Below are 22,278 nucleotides of genomic sequence, written 5' to 3'. Positions count from 1 at the left end.
GCCTGAAAAACTCAGCGCAAAAAGCCGGTGAGCGGGGACGAGGCTTCGGCGCCCTCGCCGCGCTTCTTCACCGCGCCCGGGCCGGCCAGCCACGCGTCGCGCCCTGCCGCCACAGCCGCGCCAAAGGCCCGCGCCATGCGCACCGGGTCGCCCGAGGAGGCGATGGCCGTGTTCACAAGGCACGCGGCCGCGCCCATCTCCATGGCCTCGCAGGCCTGGGAGGGCAGGCCGATGCCCGCATCCACCACGATGGGGATGTCCAGCTCCTCGATGAGGATGGCGATCATCTCCCGGGTCTGGAGGCCCCGGTTGGTGCCGATGGGTGCGCCGAGCGGCATGACGGCCGCGGCGCCGGCGTCCACGCAGGCCCGGGCCACATAGAGGTCCGGGTTGATGTAGGGCAGCACCGTGAAGCCCTCGGCGACGAGCAGTTCCGTGGCCTTGGCCGTGCCGTAGCCGTCGGGGAGCAGGTGGCGCGTGTCCGAGATGACCTCGATCTTGATCCAGTCGCCGCAGCCCGCGGCCCGGGCGAGGCGCGCGAGGCGCACGGCCTCTTCCGCGGTGCGGGCGCCCGAGGTGTTGGGCAGAAGGCGCATGTGCGGCGGGATGTGCCCCATGACGCCCTTCTGGCCCGGCTCCACGCGGCGCATGGCCACGGTGATGACCTCCGCGCCGCTGGCCTCGGCCACGGCGGGGATGAGGGCGTCGTCACCGTATTTGCCGGTGCCGATGAACAGGCGGCTTTTCAGGGTCACGCCGCCGATGACCAGGGGATCGTCCCGCATAGTGCCTCCGCCGCCCGAGGCGGCGCCTCCAGAGTGTGCGTTGGGGGAGGGAAGAAAAGGAGCCGGATGCCAGAGGGGAAAGCGGCCCGCGCGGGGGCCGGGGCGCGAACCTAGCCGCCGCCCACGAACTGGACGATCTCGACCGTATCGCCGTCGGCGAGGGCGCGGCCGGCGAACTCCGCCGCGGGGACGATCTCGCCGTTGAGCTCCACGACCACGGCCTTGGGGGCGTGGCCGCGCGCCTCGAGCAGGGCGAGCACGGTGGAAAAGTCCCCTTTTTCGGCCGTGCCGTTGATGATGAGTTCCATGCTGTCTCCCGGGTTCCGGGGCCACGCCGCAAGCGCTGCCCGAACCCGCATCCTAAGCCTTGGCAGGGGGGATTGCAAGCGGCCGGCATCCCGGAAAGGCCGGCCTCAACGCCTGAGCACGGCTATGCGGAAGCGCACCACGAGCTCGGCGAGCTCGCGCCGCGTGAGGCCGAGCAGGCCGGGCGCCAAGAGGCAGAGCCCGCCGGTGAGAAAGGTATAGACCACCCCGGAGAGGACGAAGCGGGCGATGCCGTCCAGCGGGCCGCTCCCGGTGCCACCGAGCAGCGCCGCCAGCGAAGACGTGGCCTCGCGCGCGCCGAAGGCCAGCGCCAGCAGGGCGGCCACGCACAGCACCTGATGGGCGGCGTTGCGCCAGAAATCAAAGGGGATGAAGCGCGAGGCCAGCCAGAGATAGACATTCACGGTCACGCACTGCACGGCCACGGTCTTGACGGCGAGGCCCGTGGCCCCGAGGTTGAGGCCGCCGAGATGCGACGGGGCCAGCAGGAACCACGCGGTCGCGAAGCCGTAGACGCACTCCAGCGCCGCCATGTTGCGCAAAACGCGCGTGCGCCCCGTGGCGTGGAACACCGAGCCCGCAAGCTGGCCATAGGCCTGGTGCAGCGGATAGAGCGCCATGATCTGCACCGGCAAGAGCGCGGCCGCAAATTCCGCGCCCCCAAAAAAATCCACCAGCGCCGCGCCCTCGGCGAGGGTAAAGCAGGAGAAATAGGCGGCCACTGCATAGAGCAGCGGCGCGAAGCGCGTAAGCAGGCGCCCCATGGCCCTGACATCCTTCTCGCCCCAGGCGATGGAGAGCTCGCGCATGACGAGCGGCGTCATGGCCGAGACAAAGAGGAAGCAGGCCATGCTCACCTTTTGCGACAGCGCAAAAAAGCCCTGCTGGGCGCTGCCGTCGAACCACTGGAGCAGCCAGCGCTCGGCCGTGAGCATGAAAAAGGAGAGCAGGGCCTGCACGAAGAGCGGGTGGCTGTAATCGAAAAATTCGCGGCCATAGGCGCGCATCTGGGCCTTGTCGGGCCTGAGGCGCAGGGGCACGCCGCGCTCCTCCCAGTGGCGGCGGCTCACCAGCCAGAAGGCCAGAGCCGTGGCGCCGAGCATGAGGTATTGCTGCGCGAAGAGGCTCCCGATGGTGAGCCAGTTGCCCCAGAAGAGCACGCCGAGCAGGCCCACGGCGAGGAGCGAGATAACGGTGCGCGCGAGCTCCGACGGGATGGTGGCGCCGAGGGCGTCGTTCATGGAGCGCAAAACGCGCCCCCACCATGTCAGAAAAGCCCAGAGCGCGGCCAGCGGCGCGAGCCAGAGCGGCACCCCGGGCATGAGCAGGCCCCCCACGGGCGGCCAGAGCATGAGCAGGGCGCAGAGGCCGCTCACCACGGCCACGGCGAGGCTCACGCGCAGGTAAAAGCCGGCCAGTGCCGTCTCGTCCCGGCGGCGCGACAGGGCATTGTAAAAACAGGTGGAGGTGCCCATGTCGAGAAAGCCCGAGAGCTGCTGGAAAAGATTGGTGGCAAAGCTGTAGTTGCCGTACATCTGCGGCCCGAGGGCGCGCGGCAGGATGGCCTCCATGGCGAGGTAGACCGGAACGGAGGCCATGTTGGCCAAAAGTTTGAAGCCGTAACGGCGCGCCAGCGTGGGCGTTGGTTTTTGCATGGCGGTGCGGGGCGTGGGGATGCGGGGCGTGCGCCCGCTCCGCAGAGAGTGGCATTGTCTTGCGTGGATGGCAAGGGGCGCCCGCCGGAAATGGCCGGGATGTGCGCCCGGGGGCTCCCCGTGGTCCGGGCGCCCTCCCCCGCCCGCGCTTGCCTCGCCGCGCGCTTGCCGCTATAGTGCCCGATACTCCGGTTTCGGGCACGAAGCCGGTTCCCGCTTTTCCCCTTTTTCCAAGGAGACCGAATGCCCGGCACAGCCCCCCCGCCCAGGCGGGACAATGCCGTCGGCGGCCGCGTCCGCGCCTTCAGGGAAGCGCGCGGCATGGATCTTTCCGCCCTCGCCGAGACCACCAACCTCTCCCCGGCCTTTCTGGAAGGCCTCGAAAACGGCGCCGTGTATCCGCCCATCGGCACCCTGCAAAAGGTGGCCCGCGCCCTTGACGTGCGCCTCGGCACCTTTCTCGACGGCGAGGAATCGGCCGATCCTGTCAGAGCCCGCATCGAGGGTTTTCCCGACGGGCGCCACATGGCGGCGCCGCAGGAAGCCGCGAGCGCCCCGCACGCTGACGGCAGCGCGGAACCGGCCGCGGACATGCGCCGGCCCGGCTACATCTATCAGGTGCTGGGCAAGGGCAAGAGCGACCGCAACATGGAGCCTTTTTGCGTGGAATTCTTCCCGCCGGCGGAAGGCGAGGAGCCGCACCTCTCCTCGCATCAGGGCGAGGAATTCATCCTCGTGCTGGCCGGCCGCCTCAGGCTGCGCTACGGCCGCGAAAGCTACGAGCTCTCCCCCGGCGAGACCGTCTATTACAATTCCATCGTCCCCCACGCGCTCACCGCGCTGGACGGGGAGCCGGTGCGCATCCTCGGGGTGGCCTACAATCCATGAGCCGCGCCACCCCTCTCCCCGATGACGAGACCTTTGAGCTGCGCGAGCGCACGCTCGGGCAGATTTTGGATGAAACCGTCGCCCGCTTCCCGGACAACGACGCCCTGGTGTATCCCGACCGCGGCTTTCGCCTCACCTGGCGCGAGTTCGGCGCCCTGGTGGACCGCCTCGCCCGGGGCCTCATGGCGCTCGGCATCAAAAAGGGCGAAAAAGTGGCCGTGTGGGCCACCAACGTGCCATGGTGGGTGGCGCTCCAGTTCGCCACGGCGCGCATCGGCGCCGTGCTGCTCACGGTGAACACCAATTACCGCGAGCTCGAGCTTACCTACCTGCTCGGCCAGTCGGAATGCGAAAACATCTTCCTTATCGACAGCCTGCGCGACCACAGCTTTCTCGACACCCTCTACGCCATCGCGCCGGAGCTGCGCGCCCAGCCCCGCGCCGGCGGCCTGCGCAGCAAGGCGCTGCCCCACTTGCGGCGCGTGGGCTTTCTCGGCGCGGAAAAGCACCGCGGCATGTTCTCCATGCCCGAGATCCTGGCGCTCTCGGCCATGACCGACGAAGGCGCCTACAGGGCGCGCCAGGCCGAGCTTTCCCCGCAGGACGCCATCAACATGCAGTACACCTCGGGCACCACGGGCTTCCCGCGCGGGGTCATGCTCACGCATCTGGGCGTGGGCCTCAACGGCTACTGGATCGGCCGGCGCCAGCGCTTCACCGAGCGCGACCGCGTGTGCCTGCCCGTGCCGCTCTTCCACTGTTTCGGCTGCGTGCTCGGGGTCATGGCCTGCGTCAACCACGGCGCGGCCATGGTGATGCTCGAGAGCTTCAACCCCCTGCATGTGCTCGAGGCCGTGGAGCGCGAAAAATGCACGGCCCTCTACGGCGTGCCCACCATGTTCATCGCCGAGCTGGAGCACAAGCGCTTTCACCAGTTCGACCTCTCCTCCCTGCGCACGGGCATCATGGCGGGCTCCGTCTGCCCGGAACCGCTCATGCGCCGCGTGGTGGAGGACATGCACATGCGCGAGATCACCATCTGCTACGGCCTCACCGAGGCCTCGCCGGTGATGACCCAGTCCGACATCCATGACCCGCTCCCCTCCCGCTGCACGACCGTGGGCCGGGCGCTCCCGGGCATCGAGGTGCGCGTGGCCGCGCCGGACGGTGTGGAGGAGCTTACGCGCGGCACGCCCGGCGAGATCCTGTGCCGGGGCTACAATGTGATGCAGGGTTATTACAAAATGCCCGAGGAGACGGCGCGGGCCGTGACGCCCGAGGGCTGGCTGCGCTCGGGCGACCTCGGGGTTATGGATGAGGCCGGCTACCTCACCATCACCGGCCGCATCAAGGACATGATCATCCGCGGCGGCGAAAACATCTATCCGCGCGAGATAGAGGAATTCCTCCTCGGCATGCCCGGGGTCATGGACGTGCAGGTGGTGGGCGTGCCCAGCCGCAAATACGGCGAGGAAGTGGCGGCCTTCATCCTCCCCAGGCCCGGCGCGGCGCCGGACGCCAAGGCCGTGCGCCAGTGGTGCCGCGGGAAGATCGCCTGGCACAAGATCCCCCGCCATGTGGCCGTGGTGGAGAAATTCCCGCTCACGGCCAGCGGCAAGATCCAGAAATACCTCTTGCGCGAGGAGGCGGCCAAGCGCTGGCCCGAGGCGCCGCCGGAAGCGCCGGACTCTGCAAAGGGCGCCCCCAAAGCGGCCACCAACGCCGAAACATCACCGGGAGGCCAGGATGGCTGATACCGCACCTCACGACGCTGCCCCAACGCCCGGCGGCCAGACCAGTGGCGCGCCCGGCGGCTCGCCTGACTTCACCCTCGAAGCCGCCGGCCCCCGGCGTGAGGCTGACAGTGGTTGTGGCGGCTGCCCGCTTAGCCGCATCCCGGCATCCGTATGGCGCGCCTTCCTGCGGCCGCCCTTTCGCAAGCGGCATCCCGTGCTCTTCTGGGGCCTTCTGGTGCTCGCGCTGGTGGTTGCCGCCGCCGTCGGGCGGCTTGCCGCGCTGCCCGCACCGGGCGAACGCCTGGCCCTCGTCACCGTGCGCGGCCCCATCCTCGACCCGGCGCCCACTCTCGCCTGGGTGCGCCAGCTGGAGCAGGACGAGCGGGTGAAGGGCGTGCTCTTGCGCGTGGACTCGCCCGGCGGTGGGGCCGCGGCCTCGCAGGAAATCTACGCCGCGCTGGAGCGCCTTGCCCGCAAGGTCCCCGTTGTTGTGAGCATGGGCGCCACCGCGGCCTCGGGCGGCCTCATGGTCAGCATGGCCGGGGCGCGCATCTACGCCAACCCGTCCACGGTCACGGGCTCCATCGGCGTGCGCATGGACATCCCGCAACTTCAGGGCCTCATGGACAAGGTGGGCGTGGGGCAGGAAACCCTGGTGACGGCGCCCTACAAGGACGCGGCCTCCTACCTGCATCCGCTCACGCCCAAGGACCGTGCCTATCTCGAGCATGTGCTCATGGACATGCACGAGCAGTTCGTGGCCATCGTGGCCAAGGGGCGGCACATGGAGCGCGAACAGGCCCTGAAGCTCGCGGACGGCAAGATCTTCACCGGGCAGGAGGCGAAAACGCTGGGCCTTGTGGACGCCATGGGCGGCCAGGACGCGGCCCTCGACTGGCTGGCGGAGAAAACTGGCGTCCCGGCCACGCGGCCTCTGCTGCGCAAGAAGGATCAGGCCCCGGCCTCGCTGCTCAGGCGCCTGCTCGGCGCCGCAACGGAAGCCCTGGGCCTTTCGGATGCGCTGGAGCTTGCGGGCGCCGCGCATCTGGTGGAACGGGGCCTCGCGCCGGCCTTCCTGTACCAGATGTAAGTGCGAGGCTTTGGAGCGCGCCTGACAAAATCACCGCTGGCGCCGGAAAAACCATAGCCGGCGCCTTTCACGCCCGATGCCCCGCCATGGGCGGGTCATATTGCCCTGAAAATCAATCTTGCCCCAAAAAGCAGGATAATACCGCCGCAGAGGACATTAATATACCGAAGAACCTTCCCGGAAATATGAGATTTAAATATCGATATTATTGTTACGAGCACTGCAAACCACAACAAGGACGCGGCACACATCCCGATAATAAATGGAAAACGCTGATTTGCCGCAAAGCTTGCATACATTGCGCCCAACATCATTGTTCCGTCGATGACCGCCTGCGGATTGAACCAGGTCAACACAAATGCGGTCCATATCAGGGTTATAAACTTTGGGGCAAAAATCTCTGTTGTACTGCCGTGCACATGTGCTGTGAACAGCATTTTGCCGCCCATGTAAACCAGTACTATTCCCCCGACGATCATTATTGAGGTTTTTACGGCCGGGTATATGTCAATGAAAGTTCCAACGCCGAAAAAACATGCCAAAGCCAACGTGCAATCGAAGAATGCAACTATCAGGCTGCATACGAATGCCCTGCGCCGCTGCATGGTCATCGCAGCGTTGATGACAAACATATTCTGGATTCCGATGGGGGCCGCATACGCCAGGCCAAGCATCAGCCCCTGGAGGAACACTTCCGGCTGCATGGCAGATTTCTAAGATAAGCGCCAGTGGTTCACGAATATTTATACTGTCCTGATTTTCTATGATATGCTGAAAACGGGGATTTTCATTAACTTTCCCGGGCAATACCCGGCCAGAAGGGCATTCTTCCAAAGATGCCTTTTACAAAACATCCTTTTGCACCGGGTTTGCACGTGAACGCTGCAGCGGACGCCCGGGCTTTCACTCCCGAGGGCTCCGCCGACGCTCCCGCCAGCGCCAGAGGCGCAAGCCCACCTGTATGGCGAGCCACGCCAGCACCAGCATGAGCAAAAAGGCCGGCCCGAGCACGCCCCACGAATGGCGCGAGGCGCCCTCCCACAGGCCGCTCGCCCAGAACAGCAGGAACACGCCGGAAATGAAGGCGCCGTAGCCGAAGGCGCGGCGGAAGCCCGTCTCCCAAAAGAAGTTGATGGCCCCGGCCGCCGCACAGGCAGCCGCGAGCCACAGGGCAAGCAGGGCGATGAGGAGGGAAAATTCAGGCATTGCGCCTCCGCATGGGGGGCAATCTCTACCCGGAGCCCGCGGGGAGGCGCGCCCCGGCCCAAGGCGGGAAGCGGCCGGGCGTGCGCGTACGCGGGCCACGGCCCCCATGCCGCCGCGAGGCCGGATGGCCCGGCCCCGCATGGCGGCGGAAACGGCTACGCGTAGGGGTTGGCGTAGAGCAGGATGAAGCTGATGACAAGCGCGTAAATGGCCAGCGATTCGATGAAGGCGAAGGCCAGGATCATGGTACCCGTGATCTTGCCGCTCACCTCAGGATTGCGGGCCACGCCCTCGCTGGCGCCCTTGAGGCCCAAGCCCATGCCGATGCCGCAGCCGCAGGCCGCGATACCGATGCCCAGCGCCGCCGCAAGGCAGGTGAAGCCGAGCGAGTCGGAATTGAGCGTTTCGGCGGCGAAGGCCATGCCGGCCATGCCGAGCAGGGCGACGGTGTTGAGGGCAATCAGCAGAATCTTGCGCATGGAACACTCCTTCCACGTTGTATTGTTGGGTCGCGTGCGACCATTCCCCCGATATTGCGCTGGTGCGGCCTAGTGCTCGGGCCCTTCAAGGGCGCTTGCGATGTAGAACATGGTCAGCATGAAGAACACGAAGGCCTGCATGCACTTGCCGAGCAGGAAGAGCCCGTAGATGGGCAGGGTGCCGAGCAGCGGCGCCATGATGAAGAACAGGATGATGACGATCTCCTCGCCGCGGATGTTGCCGAAAAGTCGCAGGGAAAGCGACACCGGCCGCGAGAGGTGCGAGACGATCTCGAGCGGGAACATGAGCGGGATGAGGAACTTGGAGGGCCCGAGGAACTGGTTGATATAGTGCGCCTTCCAGCGCGCGAGGCCCACCCAGTTGTAGTAGAAGAAGACGAAGATCGCCATGCACGCCGTGGTGTTCAGGTTGGCGGTGGGCGCGTCGCAGCCCGGGATGAGCCCCAGGATGTTCATGCCGAAGATGTAGATGAGCATGCCGGCGAGCAGGGGCACATATTTCTTGCCCACCTCGCCCATGGAGGAGCAGATAAATCGCTCCGTGGTGTCGATGACCGCCTCGAAGAAGTTTTGCAGGCCCCCGGGCACCAGGGTCAGGCGCCGGCGCAGGATGAGGGCCACGCCGAAGAGCACGGCCATGCACAGCCAGGAATAAAAGACGTGCTTGAAGGGTACGAGCTGGCCGCCGATGGTGATTTCATCCATCCCGAGAAAGGTGGAGAGCAATACCGGTTCCGGCAAACTGCCTGCCATGATGAGCCTCCTCGTCGGCCTGTGCGGCCATTCCTGGAACAGCGCGGAAGCGCCCGCGCCCGTGACCATGCCTGAAAAATCTGTGCGCCGGGGTTCTCAGGCCCCCGTGCCGCCTGCCCCGCTGCCGCGAGCCCCGGGGCTGCGCGTAAGGAGCGCATAGCCGGCAAAGCCGACCGCCACCCCGAAGGCCACGCCCGCCGCGAGAGCGATGGGCGAAGCGCCCAGGCGCAGCGCCCCGTACAGGGCCAGGGCGAACACCAGCATCCGGCAGCCCCAGCGCAACAGCGCGCCCATGAGCGCCCCGGGCTGCACGCTCCCGGCGCCGCGAGAGAAAAAGCGCGCCCAGCCCCAAAACACCCAGGCCATGCCGGCCAGCCCCGCGCCGAACCACAAGAGCAGCGGCGTCACCACCAGAAGCGCTGCCCCGGCCGCCAGCGCGAGGGCGCAGGCAGCGGCCTCGAAGCACAACAGGCCGCGGATGGCCGGCTGGCGGATGCCCCGGCGCCAGAGCCACGCGTCCAGCGCCGCATGGAGGGCTGCGAGGGGCTGGAACTTGGTGCGGCTCATTTCCCTCCGTCCGTGCCCTTGGACCCGGCCTTCGCCGGGGCCTCATGCGCGCCTTTGGGCGCGGCCCGGGCTCCGGCGGGATCGCCTCCCGGAGCCGCCAACGGCGCCCCCGGGCGCCCGCGGCGGCTTTCCTTCTCGAGCTTGCGCAAGAGCTCCTGCGTGTCGCGGTAGACATTGAGAAAGCCCGCGCCAATGCCCACCAGCAGAAAAATGATCTTGCACCAGGGGCTCGTGCCGAGCCAGGCATCCAGCCCGTAGCCGATGGCGAAGCCCACCAGCGGCCCGCTCACGAGGTGCAGCCCCATGACGCCCGTGGTGGCCATGGCGCGCATGCCGTCCCGCTGCTGGCCCAAAATATCCCTGAAGGACACCCGCGCTCCCGGCATGGCGGAGGTGCGCCCGGAAAAGCCCGGCACAAGGCCGTCCGCATGTGTGCCTTTCCCGCGCACTCTAGCACGGGCAAGGCAATGCGTCAATCGGCTCCGGGAAATCCCCAGGGCACGCCAAAGGGCGCCCGCGGCGCCGCCGAAGGGGGAAAAAAGGGGATGGGGAAAGGCGAAAGGGAAGATTTTGCAGCCCGCGAGCACGCCCGGGGGAAAGGGCGCCCGCAGGCGAGGCAAACATGCGCGGCCCGCGCGAAAGCGCGGCACGCACCACGCGCCCCTGGGGAGGAAAATTTTTCTCCCCGGGCAAAAGCGCCGGCGCCGCGTTTCAGGCGGGCGCCCTACTGCCGCTTGAGCTCCATGGCCTTCTGCAGCATCTGGTCCGCCGTGGTCACGACCTTGCTGTTGGACTGGAAGCCGCGCTGCGTGACGATCATGTTGACCATCTCGGTGGCCATGTCCACGTTGGAGAGCTCGATATTGTAGGCCTGGACGGTGCCGTAATTCTCGGTGCCGGCCATGCCGAGCTCCATCTGCCCCGACTCGGGCGTGGCGGAAAAGAGGTTGCTGCCCTCGCGGCGCAGGCCGTCCTCGCTGGTGAAGCGGGCGATGGGTATCTGCCACAGATCGATGCTCTGGCTGTTGGAGAAGAGCCCCACCACCGTGCCGTCGTTGCGGATGCTCACATTGCTCAAAAAGCCCTCGCTGTAGCCGTCCTGCGTGTAGGTGCTGGTGGGCCCGCTGCTCGCGAAGGCCGTGGTGGGATACTGGGACAAAATGGCGCTTTCGCCCATGGTGGGCAGAAGGTGCATGTCCCTCCCCACATCCGCCGCGGTGGCCGGCGCGTTCTGCCAGCCGCCGGATGCGCGGATGCCGAGGTCGAGGGTCATGGGCGCACCGTCGAGCGTGAATTGCGGCAGGCCCCCGGAAAGACTGGCCGGCACCCAGTCCTTGAGATCCTTGCTGCCCTCGGTGGTGGGGGTGAAGGCGGCCATGCTCTTGAGATTGCCCGCCGAATCGAACTGGAGCACGCCGCTCATGAGCAGCCCGTCGCCCGGCTTGGGCATGATGGCGTTGCCGTCCGCGTCGTACTGGAGCTCGGTGTCGGCCGCGATGATGAATTCCATGTAGCGGTTGGGCGAATCGGAAGGCGCGCCGTCAAAATAGGCCGTGACCGTGCGGGCATTGCCCTCAGCGTCATAGACGGTCATGGGCTGGCTGTAGGTGTAGGCATCGTTGGCGAGCACCTTGCTGCCCCGGCCGTCATACTGGTCGAGCAGGGAGAAATACGGATTTTCGCCGCCTGTGCTCTTGTCCGCCTTGGAATTGAGGTTGAGGGTCAGCTCCACCTTGCTGGTGGTCTTGGCCGGGATGGTGGCGAAGCTGTCCACCTGCACGGCGGAAAGCTCGCCGCGGCTGCCGTCCGCGCCAATCTGGTAGCCCATGAGCGCAAGCCCCGTGGGCGTGCGCCAGACACCCTCGTTGTCGGGCCTGAAGTCGCCCGCGCGCGTGTAGAACGTGCCGCCCTTGTCGTCCGTCACCTGGAAGAAGCCCTTGCCGTTGATGGCCATGTCCGTGACGGTATTGCTCGACTCGAGGCCGCCCTGCTGGAACATGGTGCGGATGGACTCCACCTGGAGCCCCATGCCCACCTGCCCGAGCGCAACGCGCGAGTCCTCCTGGGCGTTCCACCAGTTGCCCATGCAGGCCTGGCCCTGCGAGAGCATGTCCGAAAAGAGGATGCCCTGCTGCTTGTAGCCGATGGTGCTGACATTGGCGAGGTTGTTGGTCGTTACCTGCATGCCCTGGGCCAGGCCCTTCATGCCGGTGGCGCCGATATAGAGCGACGAGTTCACGCTGCTGCCTCCGGGAAAAAATGCGGCGGCGGGGAAAATTTTTCCTCACCGCCGCATATAAAGCAGCATTCGTGCCAGCGTATCCGGGCAGTCGGGCTGTTCCGGGTCGTTGGCGGGCGCCCGCCCCCGCTTCCTATTTCTCCAGCGGCAGACCGGCCTGCTGCCAGGCCTCGATGCCCTGGTGCATATGGTAGATGTGTTTTACGCCCGCCTCGCCCAGGGTCTCGGCGGCAGCGGCCGAGCGCTTGCCGGTGCGGCAATAGAGGAGCACCGGCGCGTCCTTGGGAAGCGCCTCGGTCTGGCGCTCAAAACTGCCGCCGAAAAAATCCATGTTGCGCGCCCCGGGGAGATGCCCCTGGCGGAACTCCTGCGGGGTGCGCACATCGAGGATGACAAGGCCGGCCGGAGGAGCGGCGAGCAGATCCTTCGCCTGCCCCACGCTGATGTCGCCCGGGGCGGGCAGGCACTTGATGGCCGCGGGATCCGCGGCCATGGGGGCCGCGTCGCGCGCGCAGGCGGGGGCGGGGCCCCACAGGGCAAGCGCGAGCACGGCCAAAGCCAGAACGAAGAGCGGCGCCGGCCGCCCACATCTGCGCAAGCCCGTCATGCCTTCGCCCCCTCGTCCTTCCCTTCGCGCACGGCCTGGGCGGCCTTGGCAAAACCGGGCGCCGCGTCGCGGATGACCTTTTCATCCACGCAAAAGGCGAGGCGGAAATGCCCGGGCCAGCCGAAGCCCGAGCCCGGCACGGCCAGCACGCGCTCTTCCATGAGCCGGCCCACAAAGGCCACGTCGTCGCCGCCGGGCGCCTTGGGGAAGAAGTAGAACGCTCCGCGCGGCATGAAGAACTCATAGCCCGCTTCGCTCAGCACTTCGGCCATGGCCGTGCGCCGGGCCGCATAGACCTCGCGCTCCACGGCGCTGCCGAGGGCGGCGGCCATGATGTGCTGGCCCACCACCGGCGGGTTCACGAAGCCGAGGATGCGGTTGGTGAAGGTGAGCGCGGCCATGAGCTCGCCCTTTTCCGGCATCTGCGGCGCGAGCACCACATAGCCCACGCGCTCCCCGGGCAGCGACAGGTTCTTGGAAAGCGAGCTCACCGCCACGGCGTAGGGATAGAGCGGCAGCACCGAGGGCACCTCGGCGCCGTCATAGGCGAGAAAACGGTAGGGCTCGTCCGCCACGAGCCAGATGGGCCCGCCGTATTGCTGGCTCTTGTTTTCGAGCAGCGCCGCCAGCGCCGTAAGGTCGGCGCGGCTGTAGATGGCGCCGGTGGGATTGTGCGGCGAATTGATGAGCACCACGCGCGTTTTTTCGTCAATGGCGCGCTCCAGCGCGGCGAGGTCGGGCGCGAAGTCCTGGGGCTTGCTCGGCACGGCCTCGAGCGTGCCGCCGTGGTTGGACACATAGAAGCCGTATTCCACAAAATAGGGCGCGAAGGTGAGCACCTTTTCGCCCGGCTCGAGCACGGCGCGCAAAAAGGCGTTGAGCCCGCCCGCCGCGCCGCAGGTGAGGATCACATCCTCGGCGCCCAGCTTCACGCCCTGCTCGCCCGAAAGCTGGACGGCCAGCTTCTCGCGCAGCCAGGGGAAGCCGCCATTCGGCATGTAGCCGAAGGCGAAGGGCTCGCCGGCGTGCTCGGCGAAGTCGCGCAGGCCCTGCTGCACGGTCGGGGGCGCGGGCAGGTCGGGATTGCCGAGGCTGAAGTCATAGACGTTTTCCGGGCCGTACTTGGCCTTGAGCTGGATGCCGGCCTCGAACATCCGGCGCACCCAGGAGGCGTTGGCGAGGTCGGCGGCCACATTCTTCGCAAGGACAGACATGGGAAACTCCAGATGATTGTCTTTGATGGAGAAACGCAGTATAGTCCCGAAAAGGGCCGGATTGCAATCACAGCCCCGCGCCCGCCCCGCGGCCGTACAGACGCGCCGGCAGTTCTGTTTTGGAGGATATGATGAAGCTCGCGCACCACGCCCCGACCCTGCTCCTGCCGCTCCTCTTCGCCACGCTCCTCCTGGCGGCCTGCGCGGCCAGGGACGAAACTACGCCGCCCGAGGAAGGCATGACCATCACTGTCGACCTGAGCGAGATCCACCGCTGCTCGCGCGTCTCGCCGGAGATCACGGTGGCCTATGCGCCCAAAGGCACGAAATTCTACGACATCAGGCTCATCGAATACGGCACCGAGGAAGAACGCTTCTTCGGCGGGGGCACCTGGGTGGAAGACGGCACAGGCGTCATCCCCGAAGGCGCGCTCACCCGCCACTATCGCGGCCCCTGCCCGCCCGGCACCAAGGCCCTCGATTACGCCTATGTGGTCTCGGCCATGGAAAGCGAGAATTCCCAGCCGCTCGCCGTGCGCCTCTACCGCTTCACGCAGGAATAGGGGGCGCCCGCGCGCGGTCCCCGTGGCGGCGCGAAAAAGTGCTTGCCAATTTCACGGCGGAGGCATATGAATGCCCTCACGCGGGCCGAGGTAGCTCAGTTGGTAGAGCAGGGGACTGAAAATCCCCGTGTCGGCAGTTCAATTCTGTCCCTCGGCACCAGCCAAATATCCCGCGAAGCCCCGCAAGGTAAAAAAGCCTTGCGGGGCTTCGCTTTTGGGGACATCGAGCGTCCTGTGAGGACTCGGGTGGGCGCCGGGAGAGCCCGCTTTTTGTTGGATAAACTGTTGGAGCACCTCTGCTCAATCGGTTGCGAAAAAGAGTTTTCAACCTTGAATAAGCGGGACAAGCGCAGCTCCCCAGGGTTCGTGCCGTGGCGCATGACAGCTGTGCAAAAACAACGAGAGGCGCCTCCGGCTTTTGGAGGGCTGGCGTTCCATGCGTGAAACACGGGGTTGCCTCCCGTGCTTGGGCCCAAAGTCAGGGTTTAGTGTCAGCAACCGCCGAATCCGGGCGGTCTCACGAGAGAAAAAGCCCATTCCAGTCAAGTATTGAACACTCAAAAAAATCTAAAACTTTCTACTAATCGTGATTCCGGCTGTTGGGTGACAATACGGTGATGAACCAGCTTTTCCAGTACTCTCGGGGATGGGTGGTGATATGGGCTAGGATCTCCCGCGGAAATGACGTACAGCATGGGTGCATACCAAGGATTCCAACTGTCTCTGCTCTTATCATACCATGAAAGCAGGGCATTGTTAAAATTCTTAAAGGAACCATGATGCGGAACCTGAATGGTGGATAAACAGTCAAAAACTGTGGCTGGAAGTAAACTATATATTTTCTTTAGTATCTTTGATTTAGCATTGCCTTTCTCTTTAAGATTCAGGTCTCCAAGATAGAGGCATCCGCAAAACGGACCATCCCCTCGTTGAGGATACCACCCAATATGAGTGAAACTAAAACAACTTTCGTTCCAATATCGCAAAGTTCTTTCCCAGAAGTCATGATACGGTATGCCAGGCCCCGAGTACACAGCCATGTAATATTCGTTTGGGCTTCGTATTTCTCTATATATTTTTTGAAGTTCTTCCTTGCAGGTGTTAAAATAGGCATAGTCAAAGGCGCACAACTTCGCATAGTCGATATTTTTACCCGCCAAACGCTGTTTGAACTCTTTAATTAATGCTGGATCAAGTTTTGGATTGACTGGAATATAGTCCCATGACGAAGTATGCCCTATGCGCAGTGGAGTACCACTTGCTATGTTTTCACCCGGGAAATTCTCAAGGTTTAGGGGCTCACTCTCTCCCTCATCCTCATCGTTTATTTTCCTGACAAATATAAATCTTGATTCTGGAAATCTATCCCTTAGGGTTCTTTCATAATTCATATCTAATTCGGACTCATTCAGAGTATTTTCAATCCATAAGAGTACTTTTTCATATTCACTTAGCATGGGCAGTACAATATATTTTGGATTCAAAAAATCAATACCATTACAGTGATCAGAATGAAAATGAGAGATAAAAAGGATGGTGACTCTGTTATCCTGGAGATATTCATCAATGGATTCTTTAATCTTCGGTTTACATGTTTTTGACCCACAATCATAGACGACAGTGATCTTGGGTCCATCCCCGATACGATGTGTTTCCGAATAAAAAGCTCCCTGACCAATGGGATGGAATATCCGCGTAAGAGAATAGGGTTCCGGTGGCATTCGTTTAGCTCCATTTGTGAGACAGATTTTGTTCCCGGTGCCGCCCTCGCCCGTCCGCGCAGAACCGACGGCTCCAATCGAAGACGCTTCCTGCTGTTCTCAACTGTCAAAAGAACGAGGTCCTTTGCCAAATGTATTTTTTCAAAGCCTGCGCCCCCACCCCCTCTATCGATGGCTTTTGGGCACACCTACTGACGGGCATACTCGCATTCTTCCAGAAGTGGAGGAGAAAACAGGTATTGCAAAAGAAAGTCCCCTTATGACCGCCATGATGCGGCCCCGATCCTCCCCCTTTCTGGCCGCGCTTCAGCCCGGCAATAGCGGTCAGGCGCTCTCCCTGCCCTTCTTCCCGCCGATAGCGGACAGGTTCGCGCGCCAACGGAACGAAACAAGTGGAACACGGAGTGGGCGGTACGGCCCACAAAACGGTTTACGGGGTTCGGGAAGTAAAGGAACGACACGCTCCCCGCGGGCAGCTCAGGGACATGAGGGGCTCGCTCCTCCTATATCGCATGCTTTTCCAGATCCTTATCTTTTGAAAAGGTGATCTCCGCCATCTCTTTGAGATAGAGATCGATTTTTTTGAATAACTTATCACTCTCGTTTACCGTTGCATTTACAAAATTTTTGTCGAGCTTGCTCCAGGAGTTTTCCCTCAATTTGAGTATTTTTCTATGAATTTGGAGAAATGAAGCGGTAATATTTGAAGTATCCTTGGGATCATCATTACAAAATATCTTCGAAAGATCCCCATTAAAAATATGCTTGATTTGGTTGAGAACTATCCTTACATTGATATTATATTCACGTACAGATTCCATATAACTATTGAACATTCTGTCAAGTTCATCCTTTTTAGAAGTATTTTCAACCGCATTACTTGCGTCTTGAATTTTCCACACAAGACGCTGCTGATCGTACATACGCCTTGTCACCAAATTCGATGCTTCCTTGTACAATTCTATTCTATCCAAACGTATCTTTTGGGCAATATCCACTTGTTTATCTTTTGTCACAAGGCTATTCACAGCATAAGCACCATATATAAGCGCAAATGCAGCAGCAAGATGATAGCATATTTCAGCCCATTTTTGCAACTTTCCTGAAATTTTTTTCATGCCTCTCCCCTTTTTTAAACCCATTGAAGGGAAGTCGAAAATGAACATAAATATACATTAATACATAAACTCCCAAATGCTGCGAAGTCAAGAAATAAGGGGTATTATCATCCCTCCAAAAACTGCGTATGCGACGCTGATGACATCCGGCGCTCTTCACTTGAAGGGCCGGTATATGGGCCCGAGGAGTGCGGCCGTAACATCACGGCCGCGCGCATCATGTGGCGAGCAGCGAGGAGCAAGGTGATGCAGCAGATGGTCCGTGGCTGATGGCTCTGGCCAGCTCCCATTGTGCCGGGTAAAATTCGGGCCCGGCACAGCCTCCCTGCTCCCCCATTCGCAGGCAGAAGAAAGCCCCGCCAGGACAACATGCCTTGTGGGGCTGTGCGGCTGCCACTCATTCTTGCGCGGATACGCAGCGCGGCTGGCCATGTGGCATTCCAGTCGCCTTTTATCCGTGCCCGAGGTCTTCTTCTGCCTGCCATTTCCGCGCGAGGCGGAGCACGATGTCGGCCAGCACCTGTTCGCGCTGCGAGTAGACATGGCCCGTGCCTTCCACGAAGATGACCGCGTTTTTTCCGGGGCTTGTGTGTGGGCGTTGATGAGCTCGATGAAGGCCCGCGGCTCGCCGTAAGAAAAGCGGTCATAGGTGCCGATGATGAGGGCGCCGCTCTGCCGGATGCGCGCCACCTCCGAAAAATCGCCTTCCGGGTCGGAGTGAACATTGTCCAGCGGGTTTTTGAAGAGCCACTGCCACGCCGTCCCGGCCACCATGGGCGCCCAGCCCATGAAGGGAAAGGGCAGCATCTCGCCCGCGCGGCCGGCCTCCACATAGGCGCGGATGATGGCGCGCTCCTCCTTGGGCACGTTGGCGAGCATGTATTTCATGTTCGCCGGGCTCACCAGGATATAGTGCTCCACAGGTGTTTCCTTGGCATTGGCGAGATAGAGGATCACCTTGTTGGCCCCGAGCGAATGCCCGGCGAGGAGGATGTGCGCGTAGCCCGCCTTTTTCGCGGCGCCCACATAGGCGGAAATATCATCGCAGATGTCATCGAAACACTCGTTGTAGGAGCCGATGATCTCCGTGCCGCCGGTTTTGGTGTTGAAGGTCTCCATTTTATTGAAGGCATCGTTGGTCTGGGCGTAGACGAAGGCGATACCGTTGTCGGAGAGCGTGTCGCCGATATTGTAGTACATAGGATTGGAGTAAAAGTTGCCGTGGATGCCGGTGATGACGATGACCACGCCTTGCTCCCCGCCGTTGCTGAAGAGCACGCCGTCGAGCTGGACGCCGCGACGTGTCTGCACCTTGATCAGTTTTCGCATAGCCATTTCGGGGTTGGGGTAAACACGCAGGCGCACGAGGCGGTTTTTTGCTTTCAGGTTGCGGGCCTCGAAGGGCTGGAAAAGTTCTTTCACGGTGGTAGCTCCTGAAAGAGTGAGATTTCTTCTGCCGCCGAACGGAAAAAGGACGCCGGGCCCCCATGCCCGCCCGGGCGCCTGCCCCTAACCACCAAGGCACACTCCAATGCAGCGGACCTCTTCCGCCACAGGCATGAGGTCACAGTGGAGCCGATTCGGAGAGGATTCTACTTGCCTCCTATTACTCTTTTCACTACGCTCACAAGTATTGACGGAAATGTGCGCTAGAGACTTCAGTGTGAGATAGATACCAAAAGGGAATTTTTATGGAGAAAGAACAGTTTAGGGAGCTCAAGACCGGCGTTGTCTTTGGCGGGCGCACCTATTTCTGCGCCCTTGAGCTCGCGCTGGAACTTATCGGCAGCAAGTGGAAGATGATGCTCCTCTATCACCTGCGCAACGGCGCTCTCCGCTCGTCCGAGCTTCAGCGCCGGATGCGCAGCATCTCCGGCAAGATGTTCACGCAGACGGCGCGCGCCCTCGAAAAGGAGGGTCTTGTCGCCCGCGAGATCTTCCCGGTCATCCCGCCGCGCGTGGAATATTCCCTGACACCGGCGGGCGAGACGGCCGTGCCGGTCATCATGCAGGTGGGCTACTGGGGCAAGGCTGTGGCGGCCATGGAGAGGCCGGAGGGATGAAAACCGAGGCCATGTCGGCCGTGGCGTTGTGAGAGGTGTTTATGCCCTCTGGGCGAAGCGGGAGAGGACGCCCGTGCGGGAAGGCTCCTGAATATGGAGAGCTGCGCGGGAGGGGGCTGCGCTTCGCCCCTCCCCGGCACGAGGAATACGGACGGCGCGGGGCGCGCCGGGACGGAAGCTGATGCGCGTCCGCGCCGGGGTGGCTATGTGCGCGCACACAGGAGAGCCCGGAACCGCCCGGAATCTTTCAGGCCAAGACCGCCAACCCGGGATTTTTCACGCCAGTCCATAAACTTCAGCGGAACTTCGTTTCAGCTTCCCTGAACTGCGGTTTTGCGCATCAGGCTCGCAGCGCGCTCTGTCTCGCAAATCTTTTTACTATCGGGAACTATAAAAATCACTGCGGAAGAATGCGGCCCTTTTCCCCGGCGCCTGCTGGTGGTCGCTTTCCCCGGCACCAGTGGCACTGGCTACAACCTTCGCATCCCCGACGCCCCGGTCAGATCGTTTCCCCTCAACTTCTCAAAAGAAATTTTTGTGCGGCCCAAGCCCCTTCCCTCCCTTGCGGGGCGCGGCTTCTCCGGCGCAGGGCAGCGCGCGAAAGAGCCTTCGGCCGCAAAGCCCGGGCATTGAAACCTTGCATTCGCTGACGAAAAAGCGCAGACTGGATTTGGCCGCAAGAGAAGACCCGCAGGAATTGCGGCAGAGCGGCCCGAAAGACCCGGCCCCGGCCCGGCTTGCCGCCCGGCAAGCCCGAGAAAGGGCGCCCCAATGAGGAGGACGAATTTTTCTGGAACTTCCATAACGGCAAATGCCGGCGCCGTCAACCCACTTCTGCATCTCTCCCGGGCGGCGCCCTGCTGAAAAATCCTACAGGTCAACGAGGTAATATATGGACTGGCTCTGGGAGTGGATACAGGCGACCTTCAGGGAATATCCCTCGATCCCCATTTTTCTTACCCTCGGCCTGGGCTTCTGGTTCGGCAAGTTCCGCTACAAGTCCCTGAGCCTCGGCGTGGTCACGTCCGTGCTGCTCATCGGCGTGGTTGTCGGCGCGGTCTTCCATGTGCCCATCGGCGCGCCGCTCAAGTCCCTCTTCTTCCTCCTCTTCCTTTTCGCCATCGGCTATCGTTGCGGCCCCCAGTTCGTGAGCGCCATCCGCGGCCAGGGCATCAAGCAGGTCATCTTCGCCGTGGTGCTCTGCGGCCTGTGCCTGGTCGTGACCTGGGCCTGCGCCAAGGTCATGGGCTATAATGCCGGCATCGCCACAGGGCTCTTCTCCGGCGCGCAGACCATCTCGGCGGTCATCGGCATCGGCGCGGACACCATCCAGTCCGTGCTCAACGCGGGCTCCATCACTCCCGAGGAGGCCAAGAGCTGGGACGAGATGATGCCCGTGTGCTACGCCGTTACCTATGTGTTCGGCACCATCGGCTCGGCGTGGATCTTGGGCAACCTCGGCCCCATGCTGCTCGGCGGGCTCGACAAGGTGCGCGCCCAGGCCAAGGAGCTCGAACAGCAGCTCGACCACTCCAGCCTGCCCAATGACCCTGCCTTTGTGGACGGCAACCAGCCCATCGTCTTCCGCGCTTACAAGGTCACGGCGGAGCATTTCTCCATCCCGCAGACAGTCACGCAGATCCAGGCCCACTTCCAGACGCTCGGGCGCCGCATCTTCGTGGAGCGCGTGCGCGACACCAACGGCAAGATCCAGGAAAGTACGCCGGACATGGTGGTCAAGCTGGGCGACGAGGTGGTCCTGAGCGGCCGGCATGAATACATCATCCAGGACGAGAGCTGGATCGGGCCGGAAATCGACGACGCCAAGCTCATGACCTTCGCCGTGGAAAAGACGCGCGTCATGGTCTCCAAGAAGGCCGCGGGCCTCACGGTGGACGAGCTGCGCGCCAAGCCGTGGATGTACGGCATCATGATCGGTGCCATCGACCGCTCGGGCGGCATCGAGATCCCGGTGCTCGCGCAGACCAAGCTCATGGAGGGCGACATGCTCACCATCGAGGGCCTGCCGCAGGAAGTGCAGGCGGCCTGCCCCGAGATCGGCTATGAGGAAAAGCCCAGTGACCAGACGGACGTGGTCTTCCTCGCGCTGTGCATCTTCCTGGGCGCGCTCGTGGGCGCCATGACCCTGACCATCAAGGACGTGCCCATCAGCCTGTCCACGGCGGGCGGCGCGCTCATCGCCGGCATCTTCTTCGGCTGGTGGCGCACCAAGCGGCCTTCCGTGGGCTATATCCCCAATGCCGTGATCTGGTTCATGAACAATCTCGGGCTCAACATGTTCATCGCCGTCATCGGCATCCAGTGCGGCCCGGTGTTCATCCCCGGCATCGAAAAGGTGGGCATCATGCTCTTCTTCATGGGCATGATCTCCACGTCGGTGCCTCTGCTCATCGGCATGTGGCTCGGCGACAAGGTGTTCAAGTTCCACCCGGCCATCAACCTCGGCTGCTGCGCCGGCGGCCGCACCACCACGGCGGCGCTCGGCGCCATCACTTCCGCCCTTGACAGCTCCATCCCGGCGCTCGGCTATACCGTCACCTATGCGGTGGGCAACACGGTGCTCATCCTCATGGGCGTGGCCATGGTGCTCCTCTTCCTTTGATCGTGCGGAAGGACGGCCAAACTTCCTTCACAACCATATACCCGCGCACATGGCGCAGGAGCAGACAATGAACGCAAAGACCCCCCAGCAAACGCGCAAGTTCGAGCAGGAACTGGACAAGATGAGCCCCTTCGAGATCAAGAACACGCTCATCGACATGGCCGAAGAGGAGGCCAAGGTTTCGAGCCAGACCTTCCTCAACGCCGGACGCGGCAATCCCAACTGGCTGCTCTCGTGGCCGCGCCGCGCCTTCTTTTTGCTCGGCCAGTTCGCCATGGACGAGTGCGAGCGCATCTCTTACGACACGGCCATCGGCATCGCGGCCTCGCCGGTCAAGAAAGGCTGCGGCGAGCGGCTGCACCAGTTCCTCACCGCCCATAAAGACGACGTGGGCGCGCGCGTGCTGGTGGAGTTCTTCAGCTACATGGTGAACACCTACAGCGTGGACGAAGACGACTTCGCCTGGGAGCTCGTGGACGGCATCACGGGCGACCACTATCCCACGCCGGACCGCATCCTGCCCTATACCGAGCTCATTACGCGCGACTATGTGCGCTGGGCCATGGGCGGCGGCAACGACACCACGCAGTTCGACCTCTTCGCCACCGAGGGCAGCACGGCCG

At 63.0% G+C, this 22,278-nt stretch carries 21 protein-coding genes, 1 tRNA gene and 1 pseudogene; 8 read left to right on the top strand and 15 right to left on the bottom strand.

The annotated features are described in order from the left end of the window. Positions 1–11: 11 nt before the first annotated feature. The 3 genes from HDR50_RS09735 to HDR50_RS09725 all read right to left on the bottom strand — a co-directional run bounded on the left by HDR50_RS09735 (position 12) and on the right by HDR50_RS09725 (position 2,767). The gene (locus tag HDR50_RS09735) at positions 12–785 is read right to left on the bottom strand and encodes a thiazole synthase (RefSeq protein WP_291357928.1); all 774 of its coding nucleotides are present in this window, start codon (positions 783–785) and stop codon (positions 12–14) included. Positions 786–895: 110 nt separating this feature from the next. Continuing rightward, positions 896–1,093 carry a sulfur carrier protein ThiS gene (gene thiS / locus HDR50_RS09730; protein WP_291357927.1) on the bottom strand — a complete coding sequence of 66 codons (198 nt, stop codon included), beginning with the start codon at positions 1,091–1,093 and terminating at the stop codon, positions 896–898. Positions 1,094–1,198: 105 nt separating this feature from the next. Beyond that, a complete protein-coding gene (locus HDR50_RS09725) occupies positions 1,199–2,767 on the bottom strand; it encodes a lipopolysaccharide biosynthesis protein (protein ID WP_291357926.1) in 1,569 nt (522 codons plus the stop codon). A gap of 243 nt (positions 2,768–3,010) precedes the next feature. Between HDR50_RS09725 and HDR50_RS09720 the strand changes: the two genes are divergently transcribed. The 3 genes from HDR50_RS09720 to sppA are packed head-to-tail and all read left to right on the top strand — an operon-like array spanning position 3,011 to position 6,481. Continuing rightward, positions 3,011–3,655 (top strand): cupin domain-containing protein, encoded by a 645-nt coding sequence (locus tag HDR50_RS09720; RefSeq protein ID WP_291357925.1) that lies wholly within the window; start codon positions 3,011–3,013, stop codon positions 3,653–3,655. Continuing rightward, entirely contained in the window at positions 3,652–5,409 is a 1,758-nt protein-coding gene (locus tag HDR50_RS09715) for an AMP-binding protein (protein WP_291357924.1), read from the top strand. The genes HDR50_RS09720 and HDR50_RS09715 overlap by 4 nt, the downstream gene beginning before the upstream one ends. Then, on the top strand, positions 5,402–6,481 hold the full coding sequence (sppA, locus tag HDR50_RS09710) for a signal peptide peptidase SppA (RefSeq protein ID WP_291357923.1): 1,080 nt from the start codon (positions 5,402–5,404) through the stop codon (positions 6,479–6,481). Before HDR50_RS09715 ends, sppA begins: the two co-directional genes overlap by 8 nt. 95 nt (positions 6,482–6,576) lie before the next feature. Here sppA and HDR50_RS09705 read toward each other — a convergent pair whose 3' ends face one another. The 9 genes from HDR50_RS09705 to HDR50_RS09665 form a co-directional block, all read right to left on the bottom strand. After that, complete coding sequence (locus HDR50_RS09705; protein ID WP_291357922.1) at positions 6,577–7,185, bottom strand: LysE family transporter; 609 nt, start codon at positions 7,183–7,185, stop codon at positions 6,577–6,579. Positions 7,186–7,384: 199 nt separating this feature from the next. Next, a complete protein-coding gene (locus HDR50_RS09700) occupies positions 7,385–7,687 on the bottom strand; it encodes a hypothetical protein (RefSeq protein ID WP_291357921.1) in 303 nt (100 codons plus the stop codon). A gap of 155 nt (positions 7,688–7,842) precedes the next feature. Further along, positions 7,843–8,166 (bottom strand): ATP synthase F0 subunit C, encoded by a 324-nt coding sequence (gene atpE, locus HDR50_RS09695; RefSeq protein ID WP_291357920.1) that lies wholly within the window; start codon positions 8,164–8,166, stop codon positions 7,843–7,845. Positions 8,167–8,235: 69 nt separating this feature from the next. Beyond that, positions 8,236–8,940 (bottom strand): F0F1 ATP synthase subunit A, encoded by a 705-nt coding sequence (atpB, locus tag HDR50_RS09690; RefSeq protein ID WP_165078118.1) that lies wholly within the window; start codon positions 8,938–8,940, stop codon positions 8,236–8,238. Between the two features lie 96 nt (positions 8,941–9,036). After that, positions 9,037–9,507, bottom strand: coding sequence for a hypothetical protein (locus HDR50_RS09685; RefSeq protein WP_291357919.1), 471 nt, complete (start codon positions 9,505–9,507; stop codon positions 9,037–9,039). Further along, positions 9,504–9,878 carry an AtpZ/AtpI family protein gene (locus HDR50_RS09680; protein WP_291357918.1) on the bottom strand — a complete coding sequence of 125 codons (375 nt, stop codon included), beginning with the start codon at positions 9,876–9,878 and terminating at the stop codon, positions 9,504–9,506. The genes HDR50_RS09685 and HDR50_RS09680 overlap by 4 nt, the downstream gene beginning before the upstream one ends. A gap of 353 nt (positions 9,879–10,231) precedes the next feature. Beyond that, positions 10,232–11,746, bottom strand: coding sequence for a flagellar hook protein FlgE (locus tag HDR50_RS09675; RefSeq protein WP_291357917.1), 1,515 nt, complete (start codon positions 11,744–11,746; stop codon positions 10,232–10,234). Between the two features lie 133 nt (positions 11,747–11,879). Further along, positions 11,880–12,353: a rhodanese-like domain-containing protein gene (locus tag HDR50_RS09670; RefSeq protein WP_291357916.1), complete on the bottom strand. Its 474-nt coding sequence runs from the start codon at positions 12,351–12,353 to the stop codon at positions 11,880–11,882. Then, complete coding sequence (locus HDR50_RS09665) at positions 12,350–13,567, bottom strand: pyridoxal phosphate-dependent aminotransferase (protein WP_291357915.1); 1,218 nt, start codon at positions 13,565–13,567, stop codon at positions 12,350–12,352. The genes HDR50_RS09670 and HDR50_RS09665 overlap by 4 nt, the downstream gene beginning before the upstream one ends. A gap of 131 nt (positions 13,568–13,698) precedes the next feature. Here HDR50_RS09665 and HDR50_RS09660 point away from each other — a divergent pair, with 131 nt between their 5' ends. Then, on the top strand, positions 13,699–14,130 hold the full coding sequence (locus HDR50_RS09660) for an MbtF (protein ID WP_291357914.1): 432 nt from the start codon (positions 13,699–13,701) through the stop codon (positions 14,128–14,130). A gap of 84 nt (positions 14,131–14,214) precedes the next feature. Further along, positions 14,215–14,290, top strand: a tRNA-Phe gene (locus HDR50_RS09655). Positions 14,291–14,687: 397 nt separating this feature from the next. On the opposite strand, the gene HDR50_RS09650 is transcribed toward HDR50_RS09655, so the two are convergent. The 3 genes from HDR50_RS09650 to HDR50_RS09640 all read right to left on the bottom strand — a co-directional run bounded on the left by HDR50_RS09650 (position 14,688) and on the right by HDR50_RS09640 (position 18,391). Beyond that, positions 14,688–15,851: an MBL fold metallo-hydrolase gene (locus HDR50_RS09650; RefSeq protein ID WP_291357913.1), complete on the bottom strand. Its 1,164-nt coding sequence runs from the start codon at positions 15,849–15,851 to the stop codon at positions 14,688–14,690. Positions 15,852–16,354: 503 nt separating this feature from the next. Next, the gene (locus HDR50_RS09645) at positions 16,355–16,969 is read right to left on the bottom strand and encodes a hypothetical protein (RefSeq protein WP_291357912.1); all 615 of its coding nucleotides are present in this window, start codon (positions 16,967–16,969) and stop codon (positions 16,355–16,357) included. Between the two features lie 156 nt (positions 16,970–17,125). Then, the gene (locus HDR50_RS09640) at positions 17,126–18,391 is read right to left on the bottom strand and encodes a hypothetical protein (RefSeq protein WP_291357911.1); all 1,266 of its coding nucleotides are present in this window, start codon (positions 18,389–18,391) and stop codon (positions 17,126–17,128) included. 269 nt (positions 18,392–18,660) lie between these two features. Here HDR50_RS09640 and HDR50_RS09635 point away from each other — a divergent pair, with 269 nt between their 5' ends. The 3 genes and pseudogenes from HDR50_RS09635 to HDR50_RS09625 form a co-directional block, all read left to right on the top strand. After that, entirely contained in the window at positions 18,661–19,032 is a 372-nt protein-coding gene (locus tag HDR50_RS09635; RefSeq protein ID WP_291357910.1) for a helix-turn-helix domain-containing protein, read from the top strand. An 892-nt stretch (positions 19,033–19,924) separates the two neighbouring features. Next, entirely contained in the window at positions 19,925–21,655 is a 1,731-nt protein-coding gene (gene aspT / locus HDR50_RS09630) for an aspartate-alanine antiporter (protein WP_291357909.1), read from the top strand. 67 nt (positions 21,656–21,722) lie between these two features. Continuing rightward, positions 21,723–22,278: pseudogene (locus tag HDR50_RS09625) on the top strand (bifunctional aspartate transaminase/aspartate 4-decarboxylase); the annotation flags it as partial.

This window comes from Desulfovibrio sp. (genome assembly GCF_014803725.1).
Taxonomy (GTDB): Bacteria; Desulfobacterota; Desulfovibrionia; order Desulfovibrionales; family Desulfovibrionaceae; genus Desulfovibrio.
This window is presented reverse-complemented; position numbering and strand designations above follow the sequence as displayed.

Bases quoted from the DNA above. Each gene is read 5' to 3' on its own strand.
- HDR50_RS09735 (WP_291357928.1), bottom strand. From the start codon at position 785: ATGCGGGACGATCCCCTGGTCATCGGCGGCGTGACCCTGAAAAGCCGC.
- thiS (WP_291357927.1), bottom strand. From the start codon at position 1,093: ATGGAACTCATCATCAACGGCACGGCCGAAAAAGGGGACTTTTCCACC.
- HDR50_RS09725 (WP_291357926.1), bottom strand. From the start codon at position 2,767: ATGCAAAAACCAACGCCCACGCTGGCGCGCCGTTACGGCTTCAAACTT.
- HDR50_RS09720 (WP_291357925.1), top strand. From the start codon at position 3,011: ATGCCCGGCACAGCCCCCCCGCCCAGGCGGGACAATGCCGTCGGCGGC.
- HDR50_RS09715 (WP_291357924.1), top strand. From the start codon at position 3,652: ATGAGCCGCGCCACCCCTCTCCCCGATGACGAGACCTTTGAGCTGCGC.
- sppA (WP_291357923.1), top strand. From the start codon at position 5,402: ATGGCTGATACCGCACCTCACGACGCTGCCCCAACGCCCGGCGGCCAG.
- HDR50_RS09705 (WP_291357922.1), bottom strand. From the start codon at position 7,185: ATGCAGCCGGAAGTGTTCCTCCAGGGGCTGATGCTTGGCCTGGCGTAT.
- HDR50_RS09700 (WP_291357921.1), bottom strand. From the start codon at position 7,687: ATGCCTGAATTTTCCCTCCTCATCGCCCTGCTTGCCCTGTGGCTCGCG.
- atpE (WP_291357920.1), bottom strand. From the start codon at position 8,166: ATGCGCAAGATTCTGCTGATTGCCCTCAACACCGTCGCCCTGCTCGGC.
- atpB (WP_165078118.1), bottom strand. From the start codon at position 8,940: ATGGCAGGCAGTTTGCCGGAACCGGTATTGCTCTCCACCTTTCTCGGG.
- HDR50_RS09685 (WP_291357919.1), bottom strand. From the start codon at position 9,507: ATGAGCCGCACCAAGTTCCAGCCCCTCGCAGCCCTCCATGCGGCGCTG.
- HDR50_RS09670 (WP_291357916.1), bottom strand. From the start codon at position 12,353: ATGACGGGCTTGCGCAGATGTGGGCGGCCGGCGCCGCTCTTCGTTCTG.
- HDR50_RS09665 (WP_291357915.1), bottom strand. From the start codon at position 13,567: ATGTCTGTCCTTGCGAAGAATGTGGCCGCCGACCTCGCCAACGCCTCC.
- HDR50_RS09660 (WP_291357914.1), top strand. From the start codon at position 13,699: ATGAAGCTCGCGCACCACGCCCCGACCCTGCTCCTGCCGCTCCTCTTC.
- HDR50_RS09650 (WP_291357913.1), bottom strand. From the start codon at position 15,851: ATGCCACCGGAACCCTATTCTCTTACGCGGATATTCCATCCCATTGGT.
- HDR50_RS09645 (WP_291357912.1), bottom strand. From the start codon at position 16,969: ATGAAAAAAATTTCAGGAAAGTTGCAAAAATGGGCTGAAATATGCTAT.
- HDR50_RS09635 (WP_291357910.1), top strand. From the start codon at position 18,661: ATGGAGAAAGAACAGTTTAGGGAGCTCAAGACCGGCGTTGTCTTTGGC.
- aspT (WP_291357909.1), top strand. From the start codon at position 19,925: ATGGACTGGCTCTGGGAGTGGATACAGGCGACCTTCAGGGAATATCCC.